Here is a 16,590-nt window from a genome sequence, read left to right as displayed (position 1 = left end):
GAATACTGGCTTCAGATCCCGGTATGAAACCAGCTTCCCTGCTGTTCACTGCTGGTGCAGATCTCCTCCACAAGCATCATCTTCCCTGACTGGCGTGGACCGATGACTGAAACGGCAGGAAAACCGGTGGCAGGTATTCGGAGTTTCTCCTCTGCATCCCGTTTGATCATGGTAGTCCCGACTGTACTGGACATATTGTAAATTATATTTACAATTTGTCTATATATGTATCCCCGCTATAACTCTGAGATATTGATACGTATAACAAGAAAGGCAGAAAAAGGCCCTGGAGATTCGTTGAGCATTTCTCTTCCCGACTGACCATGAGTCTGGAATACCTCCCATCCAGCCTGGAACAGTGACAACCGGGAGGGGAAGATCTTTACCGCAATATAGGGGGAAACAGGATATCCTCCTGATGACTGATGCTGATTCCGGATGGTGAGTATTTATTTACGTTAAGAAAAACAGACTTGATCTAATGCGCTACCGGGGACCAGCTATCCTTCTCCTCCTCCTTGCCTCCCTCGCTGTAAGCATGCTCATCGCTATTGCAACCGGGCCAACGAGCGTTCACCTCGCATCTATCTTCCAGGATGCAACAGCACACCAGATCATCTTCGATATCCGGCTTCCGCGGGTGATTGCGGCGGTGCTGGTGGGTGCTGCGCTTGCAACGGCAGGCACCGCGATGCAGGCGCTCTTTAAGAATCCGATGGCAGATCCCTATATCATCGGAACATCTGCCGGGGGATCGCTTGGTGCAGTCATCTCTATTGTATTCCTCGCAGGAGTCGGCCTTCCGGTCCTTGCTTTTACCGGGGCTGTCGGCGCAACCTTCCTGGTCTATACCATTGCCCGCAGGGGCGGGAAGATCCCGGTTGAGACCCTGCTCCTGACAGGTGTTGCACTCTCGATGTTCCTCTCGGCAATGCTTTCGTTTCTCATGTATACTGCCGGAAAGAGCCTGCACCAGATCGTCTTCTGGCTGATGGGTGGGTTCTGGACGGTCTCATGGGACCAGGTATGGGTTGCGCTTCTTATCCCGGCAGGCTGTCTATTGATCTATCTCTTTGCACGCGACATCAACATCATCTCGCTTGGTGATGAGGACGCAGTCCACCTTGGGGTAAATGTTGAGCAGCTGAAGATTCTCCTTCTCTTTGCAAGTGCAGTCCTTGCCGGGATCGCTGTCTCCATCGCGGGCGCAATCGGGTTCATCGGCCTGATCACCCCCCACCTGATGCGCACTATCGTCGGCCCTGATCACCGGGTGCTCTTCCCTGCTGCAATCCTTGCAGGAGCACTGATCCTCCTCTGGGCAGATACCTTCACCCGGACATTTGGAAACGAGATGCCGGTTGGGATCATCACGGCATTCCTTGGCGCTCCATTCTTCATGTATCTCCTGCGAAGGAGGAGTGCGGTATGAAGGCTGTCGATGTCGTCGATCTCGATGTCCGGTACGGAGCGCACCAGATCCTGGAGGAGATTGCCTTCTCAGTGCAGTCTGGTGAGATGATCGGTATCTGCGGCCCGAATGGCTCCGGAAAGACCACCCTCCTGAAAGCCATGAGCAGGATTGTTGCCCCGGCAGGAGGAGACGTCTACTACAATGGTGATCAGCTGGACTCCCTCTCCTTCCGGATGCTGGCGCAGCGGGTGGCAGTCGTTCCCCAGGAGACGGCTATCAATTTTGACTATACCGTTGCTGAGATCGTGATGATGGGCCGCCACCCCTATATCGGCAGGTTCGCATCAGAAAGCAGGGAGGATCACGCAATCTGTGAGCGGGTGATGCGGCTTGCCAATGTCTCCCACCTTGCAGATATGCCCGTAAACCAGATCAGCGGCGGCGAGCGGCAGCGGGTGCTGATCGCACGGGCTCTCGCACAGGAGCCGGATATCCTGCTTCTTGATGAGGCAACCTCGCACCTTGATATCAGCCACCAGATCGAGATCTTAACAATCATCAGAAAGGAGATGGAGAAGACAGCGACGATCAGCGTCTTCCACGACATCAATCTTGCATCCTGCTACTGTGACCGGATAATTCTCTTAAAGGAGAGGCAGATTGCCGGTATCGGAAGACCGGCAGACGTGGTGACAGAGAACCTGATCCACTCGGTCTATGGAATCAGTGTCATTGTGGCAACACACCCGTCCACGAACAGGCCGTATATCCTGCCGATGTATGAGAAGGCGCAGCTTGAAACCGGGGGACGACGGGTGCATCTGGTCTGCGGCGGCGGCACAGGTTCGTTCATCCAGAGAGAACTCCACCAGGCAGGCTGCCTCCTCTCCACCGGCGTCCTGAATGTCCTTGACTCAGATTATACAACAGCACGTGATCTTGGTATTCCGATCATCTCCGAAGCACCGTTTGCATCAATATCTGGTGATGCCGCAGAAGCACTCATCTCTTTCCTTGAGGAGGCGGATATGATTCTGCTTGTTCCAATGCCCGTTGGGAGTGGAAATCTTGAGAATATACGACTTCTGGAACCCTATGCCAAAAAGACGGTTCTTGTCGGGTGCGTGGAATCATTTGAGGACCATACCGGGGGAGCGGCAACCAGCCTGCTCTTCCGGCTCGTTCTGGGCGGTATGGTGGTGGCAGACTCACTGGAAGATGCCATGACGATGAGAGTGTGAATTTTTTTTTCGATTATTATGGAATTTTATGACTCTTATAGGACCTGTGATTGCATGAGAAGTCAAAAAACGAAGAGTATCTGGAGAAGTATTGGTGTTCTGGCAGCCATCATGGTGCTCTGCACCGGGGTTGGAGCAGCCCTCGCGCCAGAAGAACCAGCAGGTCAGACCCTGCTCAATGAAGATGGAACCCTGACTATCACTGTTCCTGAAGACGCCGGTCATACAATACCAATTGACTCGTACCCGGATCGTATCGTATCCCTTGCCCCATCCAATACCGAGCTCCTCTTTGCCATCGGTGCAGGCGACCGGCTTGTTGCAGTGGCTGACCAGAGCGATTATCCAGCAGAGGCACATGCCATTCCAACAGTTGGAGGATACAGGACAGTCAGCCTTGAGAAGGTCGTTGCCGCAAAACCGGATCTGGTGGTGGCAACTTCCGGCAACTCCGGGGAACTGATTGAACGACTCCGGAGACTCGGCTTTGAGGTTGTGGTCATTGAGCCGGAAACAATGGATGGTATCCTGGATGATATCCTCCTGCTTGGCAGGCTCACGGGTAATACGGCTGAGGCAAAACTGCTTACAACGAACCTTGACAAACGAATCCAGGCAGTAACCGATACGGTGGCAGACCGATTGGAGACCCCCTCGGTTGCCCATATTGTCTGGCATGATCCGGTCTGGGTATCAGGTGACAAAACCTTCCAGCATGAGGTTATAACAAGGGCTGGTGGGACAAATGCCTTTGAATCATTTGAGGAATGGGAGATCATCGGGCTTGAAGAGTTTGTTATTGCTAACCCGGACTATATTCTCGTCAACTCCGGGACCGGGATGGATAAGGATGATTATGATATCATCTATGAGTATGTGATGAACGAGCCGAGATTCCAGCGAATGAATGCAGTGAAGCAGAAGAGGGTTATTATTGTTGATGCCGACACCATCAGCCGCGGGGGCCCGAGGATAGTGGATGCACTTGAAGAGGTGGCGGACGTTATCCATCCCGATCTCTTCACGTCAACTGATCGAAAGCGGGTGCCGGTGGAATCATCACCGGCAGGAATGGTTCTGCCGCTCCTGGCACTCATCATGGCTGCAGTTCTCGCATGGAAGAGAACCTGATTAGCTCCTCTCTTTTCCCCCTCGCTAATCTGCTATCCTGTTGACAGCCACCCGCCATTCTGTTCCATAGAGTGAGACAGTCGTCCAGATCGACTCTTTTGTCTCACCCCTGAAGGTATAGGAACCTTTTCCCTGCCGCTCTTCTGTGACACGGGTGACGAATGCAACGAGCTCCGGGTACGCGGTATAGATGGGATCATCAAGCGGAAGTCCGATCTGGTCGGGGTCGGTATCATAGATGACGCGGCCGTCAGTATCCACGACACAGATCGTGTATGGTGTCCCGGCAACAACCGGGAGAGCCGCCTCTCCTATCAGGAGATCCGGCCTGAAGACGACCGAGGTAAACCCGATGAACATCCCCGGAGGCTCATCTGCGATCCCCTCGCGGGTAAAGACGGGTGCGCTGATGAATGAAGCATCAATGCCTTCTGCCACCGGCAGTATTCTGCTCATGATCGGCCGGTGCGTTGCCAGGATATGCTGTGTTGCCAGCTGGTCCGAGACATCAGTTCCTTCCACATCGTGGTATGCAGGCGGTTCGGCAGCACGAATGATGCCATCCGGCCCAACCGTGGTGCTGTCGATGACTGATGGGTGGATTGTGCTTGTTTCAAGCAGTATCTCACGAGCGGGATCGGTATCAAGACCGGTTGCCCCCAGATCATATGCTGCGGCAGCCAGCCTGGTATCCAGCGTATGGAGGGAAGCAGTAATCTCAGACTGGAGCTCAAGCAGTACACGTGCCGCCTCATCGTCTGTATCAGGTGCAGGGGCGGCGATCAGGCCTATGGCAACCCCGGCGAGGAGAGCAGCGATACCAATAAAGAGAATCTGAAGCGATTGCATAGTGGATACCTATTCTCTATATGATAAAAAAACGTAACTGCAATCCGGTCATTGAGATCGGGAGCATCCTGGTATTGTTTTGCAAAATAATATTAGTTAGCACAAATTAATTTTATTATGATGGATCGCCCGCCCATACCCTGCAGAGCTGCCACACTGTGTGTCTGCGGGGCAATATCAGAACACACGGGGGGAGATTACCTCTCGTTTCCGGATCTCCACCGCGGATCGGCATACCCTGTTCTGCCATCCCCCCGGTTGCCGGTATCAGACCTCCCCTATCCGTTCCAAAACGATGATCCCCTCTCTCCCGGCGTGCTTGCAACGTATGCGTCTGCGATACGGGATGAAGAGATTGAACATGCATGTGTCTTTGATGAGCATGGAACCCTTCTTGAGAGACTCACCGGCGAACGGATGCGGATCCAGTTTGGTCACCGGGCTCTCTTCTGCCTCACCAATACCATCTTTCTCCACAACCATCCACGCGGCTCTTCATTCTCACTGGCGGATATAGAGACTGCCTGTGTCTTTGAGATGCGATCGATGATGGTTGTTGCAGGCAGGGGACTCGATATCCTGATGCCGCCGATTGAAGAAGCGTACTTCTCGCGGAAACTCCTCCGTGATATTGTCGGGTGCTATCGGATCAGGTCGTCTGCGCAATCCCTCTCGCAGCGTTTTGAGCCAAATGACGGCATATGGAATTACATTGCAATGGATCTTTCTCTTCGCTTCTGGAAGATGCGCCTTCTCTAGAGATCTCACGGCAGGTTCCCATCCCCCATGCAACCCCTCTGTTTATCTTCGCTCATCCTGACAAGGTGCGAAAAGATCTCGCGGATACCGGCAGGATCGATCCCAAGCTCCACTGCAGTTTCAACCGCCCGTCCAATCACCTGATCCCGCTGGTCTGGATCAACAGGCGGCCTGCCGGCCTTCACCTTCTCGTGTGCCATCTTCCCGGCAAGAGACTGCCTTTTTTTGATGAGTTCGACGATCTCAGCATCTATCTTCTCTATCTCATCACGGATCTCCTGAATGCCCATGCTCAGAACTCCTCTCTTCTATGATAAAAACTATCTCCCCGATCAGATCTGCCGCGGTGCAGTCCGGTTCCCAAGCCGTATCCTGGCACATTCTGCTGCGCCAAGAAGCCCGACTCTCTCATCAGTGACGACTGAGACCGGGATCTCCTGAAGCAGGCCTGTATAGGGTCCGGCATCCGCAAACTCATCCCTGAAGAACGTATTGTTCACCAGGAACGTATTGTTCATGGCAATTCCGCCGGTGATAAAGATCCCACCTGTCGCAAGGAGACTGAGTGCGTAATTCCTGCATGCACGGGCATAAAAACGGGAGAACAAGATCGTTGTCTTTGATTCGGATCCGATCTGCCGGACAATCTCCTCGGGCTCAAGGCAGTCTCCGGTGAGCCAGGCATGAAGATGTGACAGCCCCCGTCCGCTCACCACAAGGTCGCAATTTGGATAGCTGATTCCTTCCTTTTGGAGGAGATAGTGCAGGTACCTGATCTCCTCATCTCCTGAGAATGGAAAAGCGGCATGGCCTGCTTCAGAGGGAATCGCAACTGGCAACCCCTCGTTGCACCGCTTGATAGCACAATGACCAAGCCCGGTTCCAGCACCAATCACTGCCATTGTTCCTTCTTTGCGGAAGTATCCTTCCTGGATCACCTCTGTTGCAAGATGCTGGTTGCGCCAACAGGCATACCCCTGGGCTGCAAAATCGTTGATAAGGATGATTTTTCGATCCAGAAACCGTCTCTCCTGCTCACTCTCAGAAATTGTAAAGGGGATATTTGGGAGAATAACCGGTGCTCCTTTCCGGACCGGCCCTGGTACAGCAAGAACAACTGCTGCCGGGGGATGATCGCAGGCAGAACAAAAAGCATCTTCTGCCTTTTGGATGAGAGCGGTAAATGAGCCGGACTCACCTGTCCGGAGATGAACCAAATCCCTGCAAAAGAGTTCTCCATCCTCTAAAAGAGCAAATGATCCAAATCTGCTGGTTGTCCCCCCGATGTCAGCGGCGATGATATAGTCGTCCACCATGCCTGAACTCCACCTCCCTTGCCGGCACAGCCGCAGCCTGCCCTGAGGAACTCTCGTCTTCAGGATATAAAGGATATCCCCGGTGGAAGGCTGGCTCCGGTGGGAGTATATTTATCTTTGAAGCCTCCCATATCCAGAATCATGCCAATCCATGATATTGAGACTGTCCTGAAGGCCGAAGAGCAGGCTGTCTCAATGATCAGGGATGCAGAAGCAGACGCTGAAGAGCGGATTGCAGATGGAAAAGAGAAGGCATCAGCATATATTGCAGAAGAGAAGAAGAAGGCAGCCGAAGCAGCAGAAGAAATGGTTGCAACGGCTGTCCGTGATGCCCGATCCGCAGCAGCAGCAGTCTCTGAAGAGACCGGCTTCAGGGTCGAACGGATAGAACAGGCTGCCGTATCCGGAAGAAAAGCGGCAGTTGAACTGATTATACGGGCAATAACAGGTGTGGAGCATGATCTATCCGGCAGAGATGCATAAGGTGATGATCGGCATCCATCACCGGTATGCAGGTACCTTTCTCCAGGCGATCCATGAAGCCGGAATCATTGAACTGACACCGATCTCTGAGGGGGAACATCTCCTCCACCTGGTCACCCCGGTTGAACGGGAAGAGATCCGCCAGGCGATCGCCGCAGCACAATCGAGGACTGAACGGGCAGTCGAGGTCCTCACCGATCAAAACAATGGAGAACGGGGCAGAATAGCGGCATTCTTTCTGCCCGAAAAACGGGATCCTGTTAACGTCAGCGAGAAGACGCCGCAGGAATGCCTTGATGCCGCAGCACAATCCAATCCGCTCATTGAGGATGTCCTTCTGAAACGAACGCGGTTATCAGCTATCAACGAACAGCTGCTGCGCCTTGGAGAGGAGGAGCAGCACCTTCTGCTCTATGCAACCCTCTCTGATACCCTCCCGCCTCCAGAGGAGAAGCAGTTTCTCACGATCCGGGCAGGCCTGATACCTGGTGGCGAATGTGAGGATGTTGCGCTTCTCCTTTGGGAAGAAGGAATAGAGAACGCAGTTGCTGCATCGGTCTGCCGGTTTCAGGAGGAGGGGATGGTTGCACTCGTCGTCAGCCATAGAACTGCGGCAGACCGGGTTGATTCCCTCCTCCGGTCCCGTGCCTTCGCGGACTTCCAGTTTGGATGGAGGACCGGAAACGTTGCCGGGGCTCTCAGATCGGTTGGGCAGGAGCGGGAGGCTCTGAAGCGTGAGCGTGAGGAGATCAACGAGAGCCTCGATACGATTCGAAAACAAAAATACCAGCAGCTCTTCGGACTGGCAGAGGAACTCAGGCTCGCACGGGAGCAGATCGATGCCTCTGCCCGTGCGGGAAGAACCCGTGACCTCCGTCTCTATACCGGATGGATCAGGAGACGGGATATCCCGACCCTTGAGAAGATCGGCGAGGATTCTGCCGGGGGAACACTCATCTACCGGTCAATTCCCGGAACTGATGGTGATGCAGACGTTCCGGTCTCCTATGCCCACCCGTTCTGGCTCAGGCCGTTTGAGACGCTGACCTCCACCTTTGCCCGCCCGCGGTACCGGGAGGTTGACCCGACGATCTTTCTTGCTCCGGTTCTGGTTATCACCTTCGGCATCATGCTTGGTGATGCCGGGTATGGTCTCTGCCTCGCGATCCTGAGCCTTATGCTCCTGGCAGGGCCTGCCCGGGCACCCGGATCCACCCGTGATCTCGGCTGGGTGCTGCTTGCCTGTTCCCTCTCGGGGATCGTGTTTGGTATTCTGCAGGGAGGGTTCTTTGGCGATCTCTTCCCCGCCTACCTTGGCATGGCAGTTCCGTTTGCACGTGTTGATCCGCTCACAAACCCGCTTGCAATCCTGACAGCTGCCCTGATCTTTGGGATCGCACACCTGAATGTGGGCCTTGGGATTGCAGGGTATATGAACCTGAAAGACGGCAAAACTGGTGAGATGATTAAAAAACAGGGTTTATGGTTTGCAATCCAGCCCTGTGCGGCAATCCTTCTCTTTTCCTTCTTCGGATGGGCAGAATTTTCCCAGGCACTCATTCTGGCATCCGGGTTTGGTGCAGCAGCATGTGCGATCATGATCATCATAACAGAGGGTCCTCTTGGTTTCTTCAGCATCACCGGATTCCTTGGCGACTGGCTGAGCTATACACGAATTCTCGCCCTTGCCCTGGCAACTGCCGGGATAGCCATGACCGTCAACATCCTCGCAGGGATGATCTGGTCGATCCATCCTGTCCTCGTTGTTGTTGCCATCATCTTTGCCATTGCCGGCCATGCGGCCAATCTTGTTCTCCAGGCGCTTGGCGGATTCATCCATGCGCTCCGTCTCCAGTACGTGGAGTTCTTCGGCACTTTCTACCAGGGTGGCGGCAGGGCTTTCTCCCCGTTTGCAGCAGACCGTGTTGCCACCCGGCTTCTGGAGGATGATACATGAGTATTGAGATAACTGCCGGGTTTATCCTGGCTGTCACGGGGGCGGGCCTTGCCGTCGGCCTCTCAGCAATCGGATCCGGTATCGGTGTTGGTATTGCTGGTGCAACCGGAGCAGGCGTGATAGCAATCAAACCAGAGAAGTTCGGCCAGGCCCTGGTCTTCCAGGCAGTACCCCAGACACAGGGGATGTATGGGCTGCTTGTTGCTGTTCTGATCCTGCTTTCGACAGGAGTCATCGGTGGCGGGGGTGGCGAGGTATCAACGGCAATGGGCCTTGCCGCCCTTGGTGCGGGTCTTGCTGCCGGTATCGCCGGAATATCGGCCATAGGTCAGGGAATTGCCGCATCTGCGGGTATCGCCACCTCGTCTGAGCGGGAAGAGTCCATGGGCAGATCCCTTGTCTTCTCAGTTATCCCTGAGACACAGGCGATCTATGGTCTGCTGGTTGCGATCCTGATCATGGCCTTCACCGGGATGCTGACGGGTGAGGAGATTGCGACAACGGCAACCGGCCTTGCTGCTATCGGGTGCGCTCTTGCAATTGGTATTGCAGGTATCTCTGCAATCGGTCAGGGAATTGCTGCTGCTGCCGGATCTGCTGCATCTGCCGAACACGAAGCGTCATTTGGACGCTCTCTCGTCTTCTCTGTCATCCCTGAGACACAGGCGATCTACGGTCTGCTGGTTGCGATCCTGATCATGGCCTTCACCGGCATGATTGCAGGCGACCCCGTCTCAGATGCTGCGTTTGGCATCGCCGCAATCGGCTGCGGGTTTGCAATCGGGCTTGCAGGACTCTCTGCAATCGGCCAGGGTATTGCTGCTGCCGCAGGTGCTGCGGTATCGGCGGAGCGGACCGAATCGTTTGGCAGATCCCTTGTCTTCTCAGTTATCCCTGAGACGCAGGCGATCTATGGTCTTCTTGTGGCGATCCTGATCATGGCGTTTACCGGCATGATCACACGGGATCTCGTTCCAACACTGGCTGCCGGGTTTGCCGCGGTTGCAGCAGGTATTGCCGTTGGGTTTGCGGCCCTCTCGGCAATCGGCCAGGGTATTGCTGCATCTGCAGGTATCGCCACAACCTCTGAACGCGAGGAGACGTTTGGGAAAGGCCTGGTCTTCACTGTGATCCCTGAGACGCAGGCGATCTATGGCCTGCTGGTTGCGATCCTGGTCATGGCCTTCACCGGGATCATCACGCGTGACGTGACTGCCACAGCTGCTGCTGGTCTTGCTGCAATTGGTGCCGGATTCGCAGTCGGCCTCGCAGGCCTCTCGGCGATTGGCCAGGGTATGACGGCTGCTGCCGGTATCGGCGCAGTTGCACGGCGGCCCGCGTCCATGGGGCAGAGCCTCGTCTTTGCGGTGATGGCAGAGACATTTGCAATCTTTGGCCTGCTGGTTGCGATCCTGATCATGTTTGGTATCGGTCTCTTCGGAGGGGTATGATGGGCCTTGTTACCCTCCTCAGGCTGATTGAGGATGAGACACGGGAGGAGATTGAGCGAATAGAAGCAGAAACGAGCCGTACATTGAAGAAAATCGAAGAATCTGCCCGGTATAGTGCAGAACAGGAACGGGAGAGAATTGAGCATGAGGGGGAGCGGCGGGCTGGGGAAGAGCGGCGCCTGATCCTCCTCCAGGCAGAATATGAGTCTGGAAAACGGCTGCGTGAGGCGCGGTGGGAGGCGATCTCCGGGGTATTCAGTGAAGCCGAAGAGATGCTTGCAACACTTACAGAATCGCCGGAGTACCCTGATATTATCCGGCACCTGGTTCTCGAAGGCATCGGGGTGGTCGGGGATGGAGCAGTGCTTGTCTACTGCCGGAGCCAGGATGAAGACGCCGTCCGTCTCGCAGTATCGGGCCTGGATCAGGCTGAGGTTCGTGTGCTTGCAGCAGATGATCCCGCAATCATCTCCGGTGGGGTGGTTATTACATCTGCGGATTCAACAATCCGGTGCGACCAGACCTTTGCCACCAGGCTTGACCAGATGCGAAACACCCTGATCCATCGTGTTCACGCGACGCTCTTTGGGGGTGATGGTGATGGATATTGACCAGCTCTTCGCTGATCTTCTGGCTGCAGAGGGAACCGGCCTGCTGGTGATCGGGATCGGCATTGCGTTTCTGATCGCGGTTTTTATTGCCATATCGGCCGGCTGGTTCAGGATTATCCTGAGTATTGCCTCGTTTGCCTACCCATCAGCACGGGTGAGGGCAATGGGAAACCCGCTGGTGACGGCTGACGGTGCTGACACGGTCTCCGGCTCAACCGATCTCCTTGACCTCTTTGAGCGTGCCGCCCGGCTCGGCCATGATGTCGGGTACGGTGAGGGTGCAGATGCAGATGCTATCGAACGGCTGATCCGCACCCACCACTACCGGATGCTCTCTGATCTTGTCAGTTCTGTTCCAGATGCCATCAGGCCCCTTATCCAGGGATATATCCGGATCCTGGAATGCCGGGAGGTTGCTGCCATCCTGCGGGGGATTGCAGGCGGTCTGCCAGCAGATCTCATACGCGAACGGGCCGTGGCAATCGGGTCGCTGACAGATTCGGCAATCAGGAAGATCAGCCATGCAGAGACGATAGAGGAGAGTACTGTCAGGATCGAGCGGGCCGGGATACTCCCTGGCATACGGAACACCTGGCAGAAGGTTGGCGAGACAGGCGGGTTTACCGCCTTTGAATCAGCCATCATCGCGGAGTCCTTCCACTCGCTCATGATCGTGGCACGGGGTATTGAAGATGCTCATTACGAACCGGCGGTGGCAATGGCAGGCCGGCTGATTGATACAGAAAATCTCAGGATTCTTGCACGGGGCCTGATCAGGAACCTGGGTCCGGAGGAGACTGAGCCTTTCCTCGTTACCACGGGAGGCTTTGAGATCACAGGTCCGGTGCTTCAGGATCTTGCACGGAAGACGGATATTCTTGAATTTGGTGCAGCTCTCCGTGATACTGCATATGGGCCGTATATCGAACCACTCCTGGAGGAGGTTCGGAAGACCCGTGATACCGGTCCACTCGAGACGGCACTCTCCCAATGCACACTTGGGATCAGCAGGGCAATCAGCAGCCAGTATCACCTGGGGAGCGGTCCTATAATCAGGTACCTCCTTGCCCTTGAGCTTGAGATGGAGAACCTGATGGCTGCTGCTGCGGCTCTCCTCCTCGAGGTGCCGCAGGACGAGATCCCCGGATATATGGTGGTGGAACCGGAATGAGGATTGTTGCAATCGGAGATTTCCAGATGGCCCTGCTCTGCAGGCTTGGGGGTGTCTCTGAGTCTTTACACTGCGATGATGCCGAATCTGCGGAGGAGGAACTGAAAAAGCTCCTGCAGGATGATTCTGTCGGGGTCATCCTCATCCTTGATCGGTTTATGCAGCCGCTTCTCCCGCTCCTTGACGAACATGGGAGATCTGATGCGGTCTACCCGGTCATCATCGGGGTTCCTGGTTCTGCCGGACCCTCTGAAGGCGAAGACAGCATCACGCAGGCGATCCGGCGGGTCGCAGGAAAAGGTATGCCGGAGTGAGTGGATGGCAGGTACAATACAAAGGATATCCGGCCCGGTTGTTCATGCAGACGGGATGCGGGGTACACGGATGTTTGAAGTGGTTATGGTCGGAACCGATGCACTCATCGGGGAGATCATCGGATTGAACGAGGATCTGGCAACGATCCAGGTCTATGAGGATACAACCGGGATCACGCCGGGGGAGCCGGTGAAGCGGTCGAAGATGTCCCTCTCGGTCGAACTGGGACCGGGTCTGCTTGGGCGGATCTTTGATGGTATCCAGAGGCCGCTCACGGCTCTTGCTGATATATCCGGCGATTTCATTGTCCGGGGAGTCAGTTCTCCCGCTCTCTCCCGTGATCGCAGGTTCCATTTTACACCAGCCGTATCAGGCGGTGATAAGCTGGCAGGGGGTGCAGTCCTCGGGTCTGTTCCCGAGACCGATCATATCACGCACCGGATTATGCTTCCCCCCTCCATCTCCGGGGAGGTGGTCTGGATAGCCGACGAGGGTGAGTACCCGGTTGATGAGACGATCCTCACGCTCAGGGATGGATCCGGCAGGGATCTTGAGATCTCCATGCTCCAGCACTGGCCTGTCCGGGTGCCGCGGCCGGCAGCGAAGAAAATCCCTCCAAAACGCCCTCTTATTACCGGACAGCGGGTGATAGACTCGTTCTTCCCGATTGTCCAGGGGGGTACCGCATCGGTTCCGGGCCCGTTTGGTGCAGGCAAGACGGTTGTCCAGCACCAGCTTGCCAAGTGGTGTGATGCTGATATCATTGTCTATGTCGGGTGCGGTGAACGCGGCAACGAGATGGCAGATGTGCTGAGACAGTTCCCAAAGCTTGTGGATCCAAAGACAAAAGAGCCGCTGATGAACCGTACCGTCCTCATAGGCAACACCTCGAACATGCCGGTTGCGGCACGTGAAGCCTCGGTCTATACCGGTATCACGATCGCAGAATATTACCGTGATATGGGGTATACGGTAGCCCTGATGGCAGATTCGACCTCCCGGTGGGCAGAGGCGATGCGTGAGATCTCCGGCCGGCTCGAAGAGATGCCGGGTGAGCATGGCTACCCTGCGTATCTTGGTTCCCGTCTCGCGGACTTTTACGAACGGGCGGGCCTGGTGACGACGCTCTCCGGGGATGAAGGCTCGGTCTCGGTGATCGGTGCGGTCTCCCCGCCGGGCGGTGACTTCTCAGAACCGGTCACCCAGAACACGCTCCGTATTGTCAGGGTCTTCTGGGCACTGGATGCTGACCTCGCCCACGAACGCCATTTTCCTGCGGTAAACTGGCTTCTCTCCTATACGCTCTATGCCGATCTCGTCTCTCCCTGGTGGGAGAAACATGGAGGCAGCAACTGGAAAGAGATGCGATCTGATCTGCTTGCCCTCCTCCAGAAAGAGAGTGAACTGCAGGAGATCGTCCAGCTTGTCGGCCCGGATCTCCTCCCTGAACAGGACCGGTTCACCCTCCAGGTTGCTGCTATTCTGAGGGAGTCGTTCCTGATCCAGTCTGCATTTGATGAAGTGGATACCTTCTGCCCGCCTGAGAAGCAGTACCGGATGATGACGCTGATCCATCGGTATCTCAAAGCAGGGCGTGCAGCGGTTGGAACCGGGATGGATGCCGACGGGATCCGGGCAAATCCCGTGACTGCCCGGCTCTCCAGGATGGGCCCGATGCCGCACGAGGAGTTTGAATCATTCTATCCCGAGGTGCTTGACCAGATTGAGAGCGCCTTTTTGGATGGTGATCGTTGATGGCTCCATTGCGGGAGTTTCGGTCTGTTGTCCGGGTAGCGGGTCCAATCCTTGCGGTATCGGGGATCGATGATGCCGGGTACAACGAGGTGGTGCAGGTTCTCCTGCCGGATGGTACTACCAGGATGGGCCAGGTGCTTGAGGCGGGCAGGGGTATTGCAATTGTGATGGTCTTTGGCGGGACACGCGATCTCGACTGTGATTTCACTGCTGTCCGGTTCACCGGCAAACCTCTCACCATGCCGGTATCAAAAGAGATGCTTGGGCGGATCTTCTCTGGTTCGGCTGAGCCGATTGACGGTGGCGGCCGTGTTGTGCCTGAGAAGGAGATGGAGATCTCAGGCTATGCAATCAACCCGACGAAACGGGAGTTTCCGCAGGATTTCATTGAGACGGGGATTTCGGCAATTGATGGTATGAATACGCTTGTCCGGGGCCAGAAGCTCCCGGTCTTCTCAGGGTCAGGCCTGCCGCACAGCATGCTTGCCGCCCAGATTACCCGGCAGGCACGTGTCCGGGGCAGTGACGAGGCCTTCGCTGTTGTCTTCGCGGCGATGGGCATTACGCATGAGGAGGCGCAGTTCTTTACACAGGAGTTCTCAAAGACAGGGGCACGGGCACATGCATTGATCTTCCTGAACCGTGCCGATGATCCGGCGATCGAGAGGATCATCACCCCCCGTCTCGCCCTGACTGCGGCAGAATACCTTGCTTTTGACTGCGGGATGCACGTCCTGGTGGTGATGCAGGATATCACCGCATATTGCGAGGCATTACGGGAGGTCTCTGCAGCGAGGGAGGAGATCCCGGCCCGGAGGGGGTATCCGGGGTATATGTATACGGATCTCGCCTCGCTCTATGAACGGGCCGGGAGAGTGATAGGCAGGTCGGGTTCGATCACCCAGCTCCCGATCCTCACGATGCCGGATGATGATATCACCCATCCTGTTCCTGACCTGACCGGGTATATCACCGAAGGCCAGATTGTGCTGTCGCGTGAACTCCACCGGAAAGGGGTGTATCCGCCGATTGATGTGTTGCCGTGCCTCTCCCGCCTGATGCAGGGCGGTATCGGCGAGGGGAGGACACGGGAGGATCACGCCAATGTCTCAAGCCAGCTCTATCTTGCATATGCACGCGGGCGGCGGCTTGTCAGCCTTGTCGCGGTCATCGGGGATGAGGGGCTGACTGAGGTGGACCGGCTCTACCTTACCTTCCTTGAGCGGTTTGAACGGGAGTTTGTCGGGCAGGACCCAGAAGAGGGGCGATCTGTTGCTGATACTCTTGATCGTGCCTGGGATCTCCTCTCGATCTTCCCAAGGGAAGAGCTCAGGCGGATCAACCCGGCATTCATCGAGAAGCATTACCGGGGTGAGACCGGGTGAGCAGGCGTCTTCCGGCAGGTACCCGGCCGACGCTGCTTGAACTGCTGAAGGTGAGGAAGCGGCTTGTCACTGCCAGGAAAGGGCATGAACTGTTGCGGGAGAAGCTTGATGCGATGGTGATGGAGTTCTTCTCGCTTGTCCAGAAGAGAAAGGATCTCAGGCGATCGATGGAGGAGGCGTTTGCTGCTGCGTACCCTGCTCTCTTTGCTGCGGAGATTGCGGCGTCCCGGCGGGAGGTGGAGAGTTGTGCCGCACTGGAGAGGACGATCCCGGATATCCCGGCTCTTCCAAAGAACATCATGGGTACCGGCGTGCCAGCGTTTGATCTTCCTGACCCGTTCCGTTCTGATCCCTTGCCGGGGTATGGGCTGATGGCGGCTGGTGGGAGGCTTGACCGGGCATCTGATCTCGCTTCAGAAGCTATTGAAGCTGCGATCCGGTTATCAGAGGTGGAAGGAGCGATCCTCAGGCTCTCGACCAGGATTGCCTCGGTCCGGCGCAGGACCAATGCCCTTGAGTCGATCCTGATCCCCCAGCTGGAAGGGGTTATTGTGTATATCTCGGATTACCTTGAGGAGATGGAGCGGGAGGATCTCTTCCGGAGGAAACGGGCGAAGGGGCGGGAGGAGGCAGAAGCCTAGTGAATACGTATCTTCCCCTGCTCTACCTGGCACTTGGGATTGCCGGGGTGCTGACGGTTGCAATTGGGGGGATTATCTTGATTCTTATTGCTATTGGGATTATCTGAGCCT

At 55.8% G+C, this 16,590-nt stretch carries 17 protein-coding genes; 13 read left to right on the top strand and 4 right to left on the bottom strand.

Annotation, left to right across the window (positions count from 1 at the left end; all coding sequences use genetic code 11):
* Window positions 1-11: 11 nt before the first annotated feature.
* Window positions 12-194: an ATP-binding protein gene (locus ABCO64_RS03055; RefSeq protein ID WP_253456000.1), complete on the bottom strand. Its 183-nt coding sequence runs from the start codon at window positions 192-194 to the stop codon at window positions 12-14.
* A gap of 287 nt (window positions 195-481) precedes the next feature.
* On the opposite strand from ABCO64_RS03055, the gene ABCO64_RS03050 reads away from it, so the two are divergent.
* Genes ABCO64_RS03050 through ABCO64_RS03040 form a run of 3 tightly spaced genes read left to right on the top strand, consistent with a single transcriptional unit; the run spans window position 482 to window position 3,786 of the window.
* Window positions 482-1,432, top strand: coding sequence for a FecCD family ABC transporter permease (locus tag ABCO64_RS03050; protein WP_253455996.1), 951 nt, complete (start codon window positions 482-484; stop codon window positions 1,430-1,432).
* Window positions 1,429-2,655 (top strand): ABC transporter ATP-binding protein, encoded by a 1,227-nt coding sequence (locus ABCO64_RS03045; RefSeq protein WP_253455993.1) that lies wholly within the window; start codon window positions 1,429-1,431, stop codon window positions 2,653-2,655. Before ABCO64_RS03050 ends, ABCO64_RS03045 begins: the two co-directional genes overlap by 4 nt.
* 54 nt (window positions 2,656-2,709) lie before the next feature.
* On the top strand, window positions 2,710-3,786 hold the full coding sequence (locus ABCO64_RS03040; protein ID WP_253455990.1) for an ABC transporter substrate-binding protein: 1,077 nt from the start codon (window positions 2,710-2,712) through the stop codon (window positions 3,784-3,786).
* A 24-nt stretch (window positions 3,787-3,810) separates the two neighbouring features.
* Here ABCO64_RS03040 and ABCO64_RS03035 read toward each other — a convergent pair whose 3' ends face one another.
* On the bottom strand, window positions 3,811-4,635 hold the full coding sequence (locus ABCO64_RS03035) for a cache domain-containing protein (RefSeq protein WP_253455987.1): 825 nt from the start codon (window positions 4,633-4,635) through the stop codon (window positions 3,811-3,813).
* A 117-nt stretch (window positions 4,636-4,752) separates the two neighbouring features.
* Here ABCO64_RS03035 and ABCO64_RS03030 point away from each other — a divergent pair, with 117 nt between their 5' ends.
* Window positions 4,753-5,394: a hypothetical protein gene (locus ABCO64_RS03030; protein WP_253455984.1), complete on the top strand. Its 642-nt coding sequence runs from the start codon at window positions 4,753-4,755 to the stop codon at window positions 5,392-5,394.
* A 5-nt stretch (window positions 5,395-5,399) separates the two neighbouring features.
* Here the strand turns inward: ABCO64_RS03030 and ABCO64_RS03025 are convergent, their stop codons facing one another.
* Window positions 5,400-5,684: a chorismate mutase gene (locus tag ABCO64_RS03025; RefSeq protein ID WP_253455980.1), complete on the bottom strand. Its 285-nt coding sequence runs from the start codon at window positions 5,682-5,684 to the stop codon at window positions 5,400-5,402.
* A 42-nt stretch (window positions 5,685-5,726) separates the two neighbouring features.
* A complete protein-coding gene (locus ABCO64_RS03020; protein ID WP_253455978.1) occupies window positions 5,727-6,710 on the bottom strand; it encodes a glucokinase in 984 nt (327 codons plus the stop codon).
* A gap of 141 nt (window positions 6,711-6,851) precedes the next feature.
* Between ABCO64_RS03020 and ABCO64_RS03015 the strand changes: the two genes are divergently transcribed.
* Genes ABCO64_RS03015 through ABCO64_RS02975 form a run of 9 tightly spaced genes read left to right on the top strand, consistent with a single transcriptional unit; the run spans window position 6,852 to window position 16,479 of the window.
* Window positions 6,852-7,193 (top strand): hypothetical protein, encoded by a 342-nt coding sequence (locus ABCO64_RS03015; protein WP_253455975.1) that lies wholly within the window; start codon window positions 6,852-6,854, stop codon window positions 7,191-7,193.
* Window positions 7,168-9,150, top strand: coding sequence for a V-type ATP synthase subunit I (locus ABCO64_RS03010; RefSeq protein ID WP_343089202.1), 1,983 nt, complete (start codon window positions 7,168-7,170; stop codon window positions 9,148-9,150). The genes ABCO64_RS03015 and ABCO64_RS03010 overlap by 26 nt, the downstream gene beginning before the upstream one ends.
* Window positions 9,147-10,601, top strand: coding sequence for a V-type ATP synthase subunit K (locus tag ABCO64_RS03005; RefSeq protein WP_253455970.1), 1,455 nt, complete (start codon window positions 9,147-9,149; stop codon window positions 10,599-10,601). Before ABCO64_RS03010 ends, ABCO64_RS03005 begins: the two co-directional genes overlap by 4 nt.
* On the top strand, window positions 10,598-11,212 hold the full coding sequence (locus tag ABCO64_RS03000) for a V-type ATP synthase subunit E (RefSeq protein WP_253455967.1): 615 nt from the start codon (window positions 10,598-10,600) through the stop codon (window positions 11,210-11,212). Before ABCO64_RS03005 ends, ABCO64_RS03000 begins: the two co-directional genes overlap by 4 nt.
* Window positions 11,202-12,383, top strand: coding sequence for a V-type ATPase subunit (locus tag ABCO64_RS02995; protein ID WP_253455964.1), 1,182 nt, complete (start codon window positions 11,202-11,204; stop codon window positions 12,381-12,383). The genes ABCO64_RS03000 and ABCO64_RS02995 overlap by 11 nt, the downstream gene beginning before the upstream one ends.
* Window positions 12,380-12,697: a V-type ATP synthase subunit F gene (locus tag ABCO64_RS02990; RefSeq protein ID WP_253455961.1), complete on the top strand. Its 318-nt coding sequence runs from the start codon at window positions 12,380-12,382 to the stop codon at window positions 12,695-12,697. Before ABCO64_RS02995 ends, ABCO64_RS02990 begins: the two co-directional genes overlap by 4 nt.
* 4 nt (window positions 12,698-12,701) lie before the next feature.
* The gene (locus tag ABCO64_RS02985) at window positions 12,702-14,453 is read left to right on the top strand and encodes a V-type ATP synthase subunit A (protein WP_292615841.1); all 1,752 of its coding nucleotides are present in this window, start codon (window positions 12,702-12,704) and stop codon (window positions 14,451-14,453) included.
* 8 nt (window positions 14,454-14,461) lie between these two features.
* Window positions 14,462-15,838: a V-type ATP synthase subunit B gene (locus ABCO64_RS02980; RefSeq protein WP_253456549.1), complete on the top strand. Its 1,377-nt coding sequence runs from the start codon at window positions 14,462-14,464 to the stop codon at window positions 15,836-15,838.
* Entirely contained in the window at window positions 15,835-16,479 is a 645-nt protein-coding gene (locus tag ABCO64_RS02975; RefSeq protein ID WP_253455953.1) for a V-type ATP synthase subunit D, read from the top strand. Before ABCO64_RS02980 ends, ABCO64_RS02975 begins: the two co-directional genes overlap by 4 nt.
* Window positions 16,480-16,590 lie beyond the last annotated feature (111 nt).

The organism is Methanocalculus natronophilus, from assembly GCF_038751955.1.
GTDB lineage: Archaea > Halobacteriota > Methanomicrobia > Methanomicrobiales > Methanocorpusculaceae > Methanocalculus > Methanocalculus natronophilus.
This window is presented reverse-complemented; position numbering and strand designations above follow the sequence as displayed.

Bases quoted from the DNA above. Each gene is read 5' to 3' on its own strand.
- ABCO64_RS03055 (WP_253456000.1), bottom strand. From the start codon at position 194: ATGTCCAGTACAGTCGGGACTACCATGATCAAACGGGATGCAGAGGAG.
- ABCO64_RS03050 (WP_253455996.1), top strand. From the start codon at position 482: ATGCGCTACCGGGGACCAGCTATCCTTCTCCTCCTCCTTGCCTCCCTC.
- ABCO64_RS03045 (WP_253455993.1), top strand. From the start codon at position 1,429: ATGAAGGCTGTCGATGTCGTCGATCTCGATGTCCGGTACGGAGCGCAC.
- ABCO64_RS03040 (WP_253455990.1), top strand. From the start codon at position 2,710: ATGAGAAGTCAAAAAACGAAGAGTATCTGGAGAAGTATTGGTGTTCTG.
- ABCO64_RS03035 (WP_253455987.1), bottom strand. From the start codon at position 4,635: ATGCAATCGCTTCAGATTCTCTTTATTGGTATCGCTGCTCTCCTCGCC.
- ABCO64_RS03030 (WP_253455984.1), top strand. From the start codon at position 4,753: ATGATGGATCGCCCGCCCATACCCTGCAGAGCTGCCACACTGTGTGTC.
- ABCO64_RS03025 (WP_253455980.1), bottom strand. From the start codon at position 5,684: ATGGGCATTCAGGAGATCCGTGATGAGATAGAGAAGATAGATGCTGAG.
- ABCO64_RS03020 (WP_253455978.1), bottom strand. From the start codon at position 6,710: ATGGTGGACGACTATATCATCGCCGCTGACATCGGGGGGACAACCAGC.
- ABCO64_RS03015 (WP_253455975.1), top strand. From the start codon at position 6,852: ATGCCAATCCATGATATTGAGACTGTCCTGAAGGCCGAAGAGCAGGCT.
- ABCO64_RS03010 (WP_343089202.1), top strand. From the start codon at position 7,168: ATGATCTATCCGGCAGAGATGCATAAGGTGATGATCGGCATCCATCAC.
- ABCO64_RS03005 (WP_253455970.1), top strand. From the start codon at position 9,147: ATGAGTATTGAGATAACTGCCGGGTTTATCCTGGCTGTCACGGGGGCG.
- ABCO64_RS03000 (WP_253455967.1), top strand. From the start codon at position 10,598: ATGATGGGCCTTGTTACCCTCCTCAGGCTGATTGAGGATGAGACACGG.
- ABCO64_RS02995 (WP_253455964.1), top strand. From the start codon at position 11,202: ATGGATATTGACCAGCTCTTCGCTGATCTTCTGGCTGCAGAGGGAACC.
- ABCO64_RS02990 (WP_253455961.1), top strand. From the start codon at position 12,380: ATGAGGATTGTTGCAATCGGAGATTTCCAGATGGCCCTGCTCTGCAGG.
- ABCO64_RS02985 (WP_292615841.1), top strand. From the start codon at position 12,702: ATGGCAGGTACAATACAAAGGATATCCGGCCCGGTTGTTCATGCAGAC.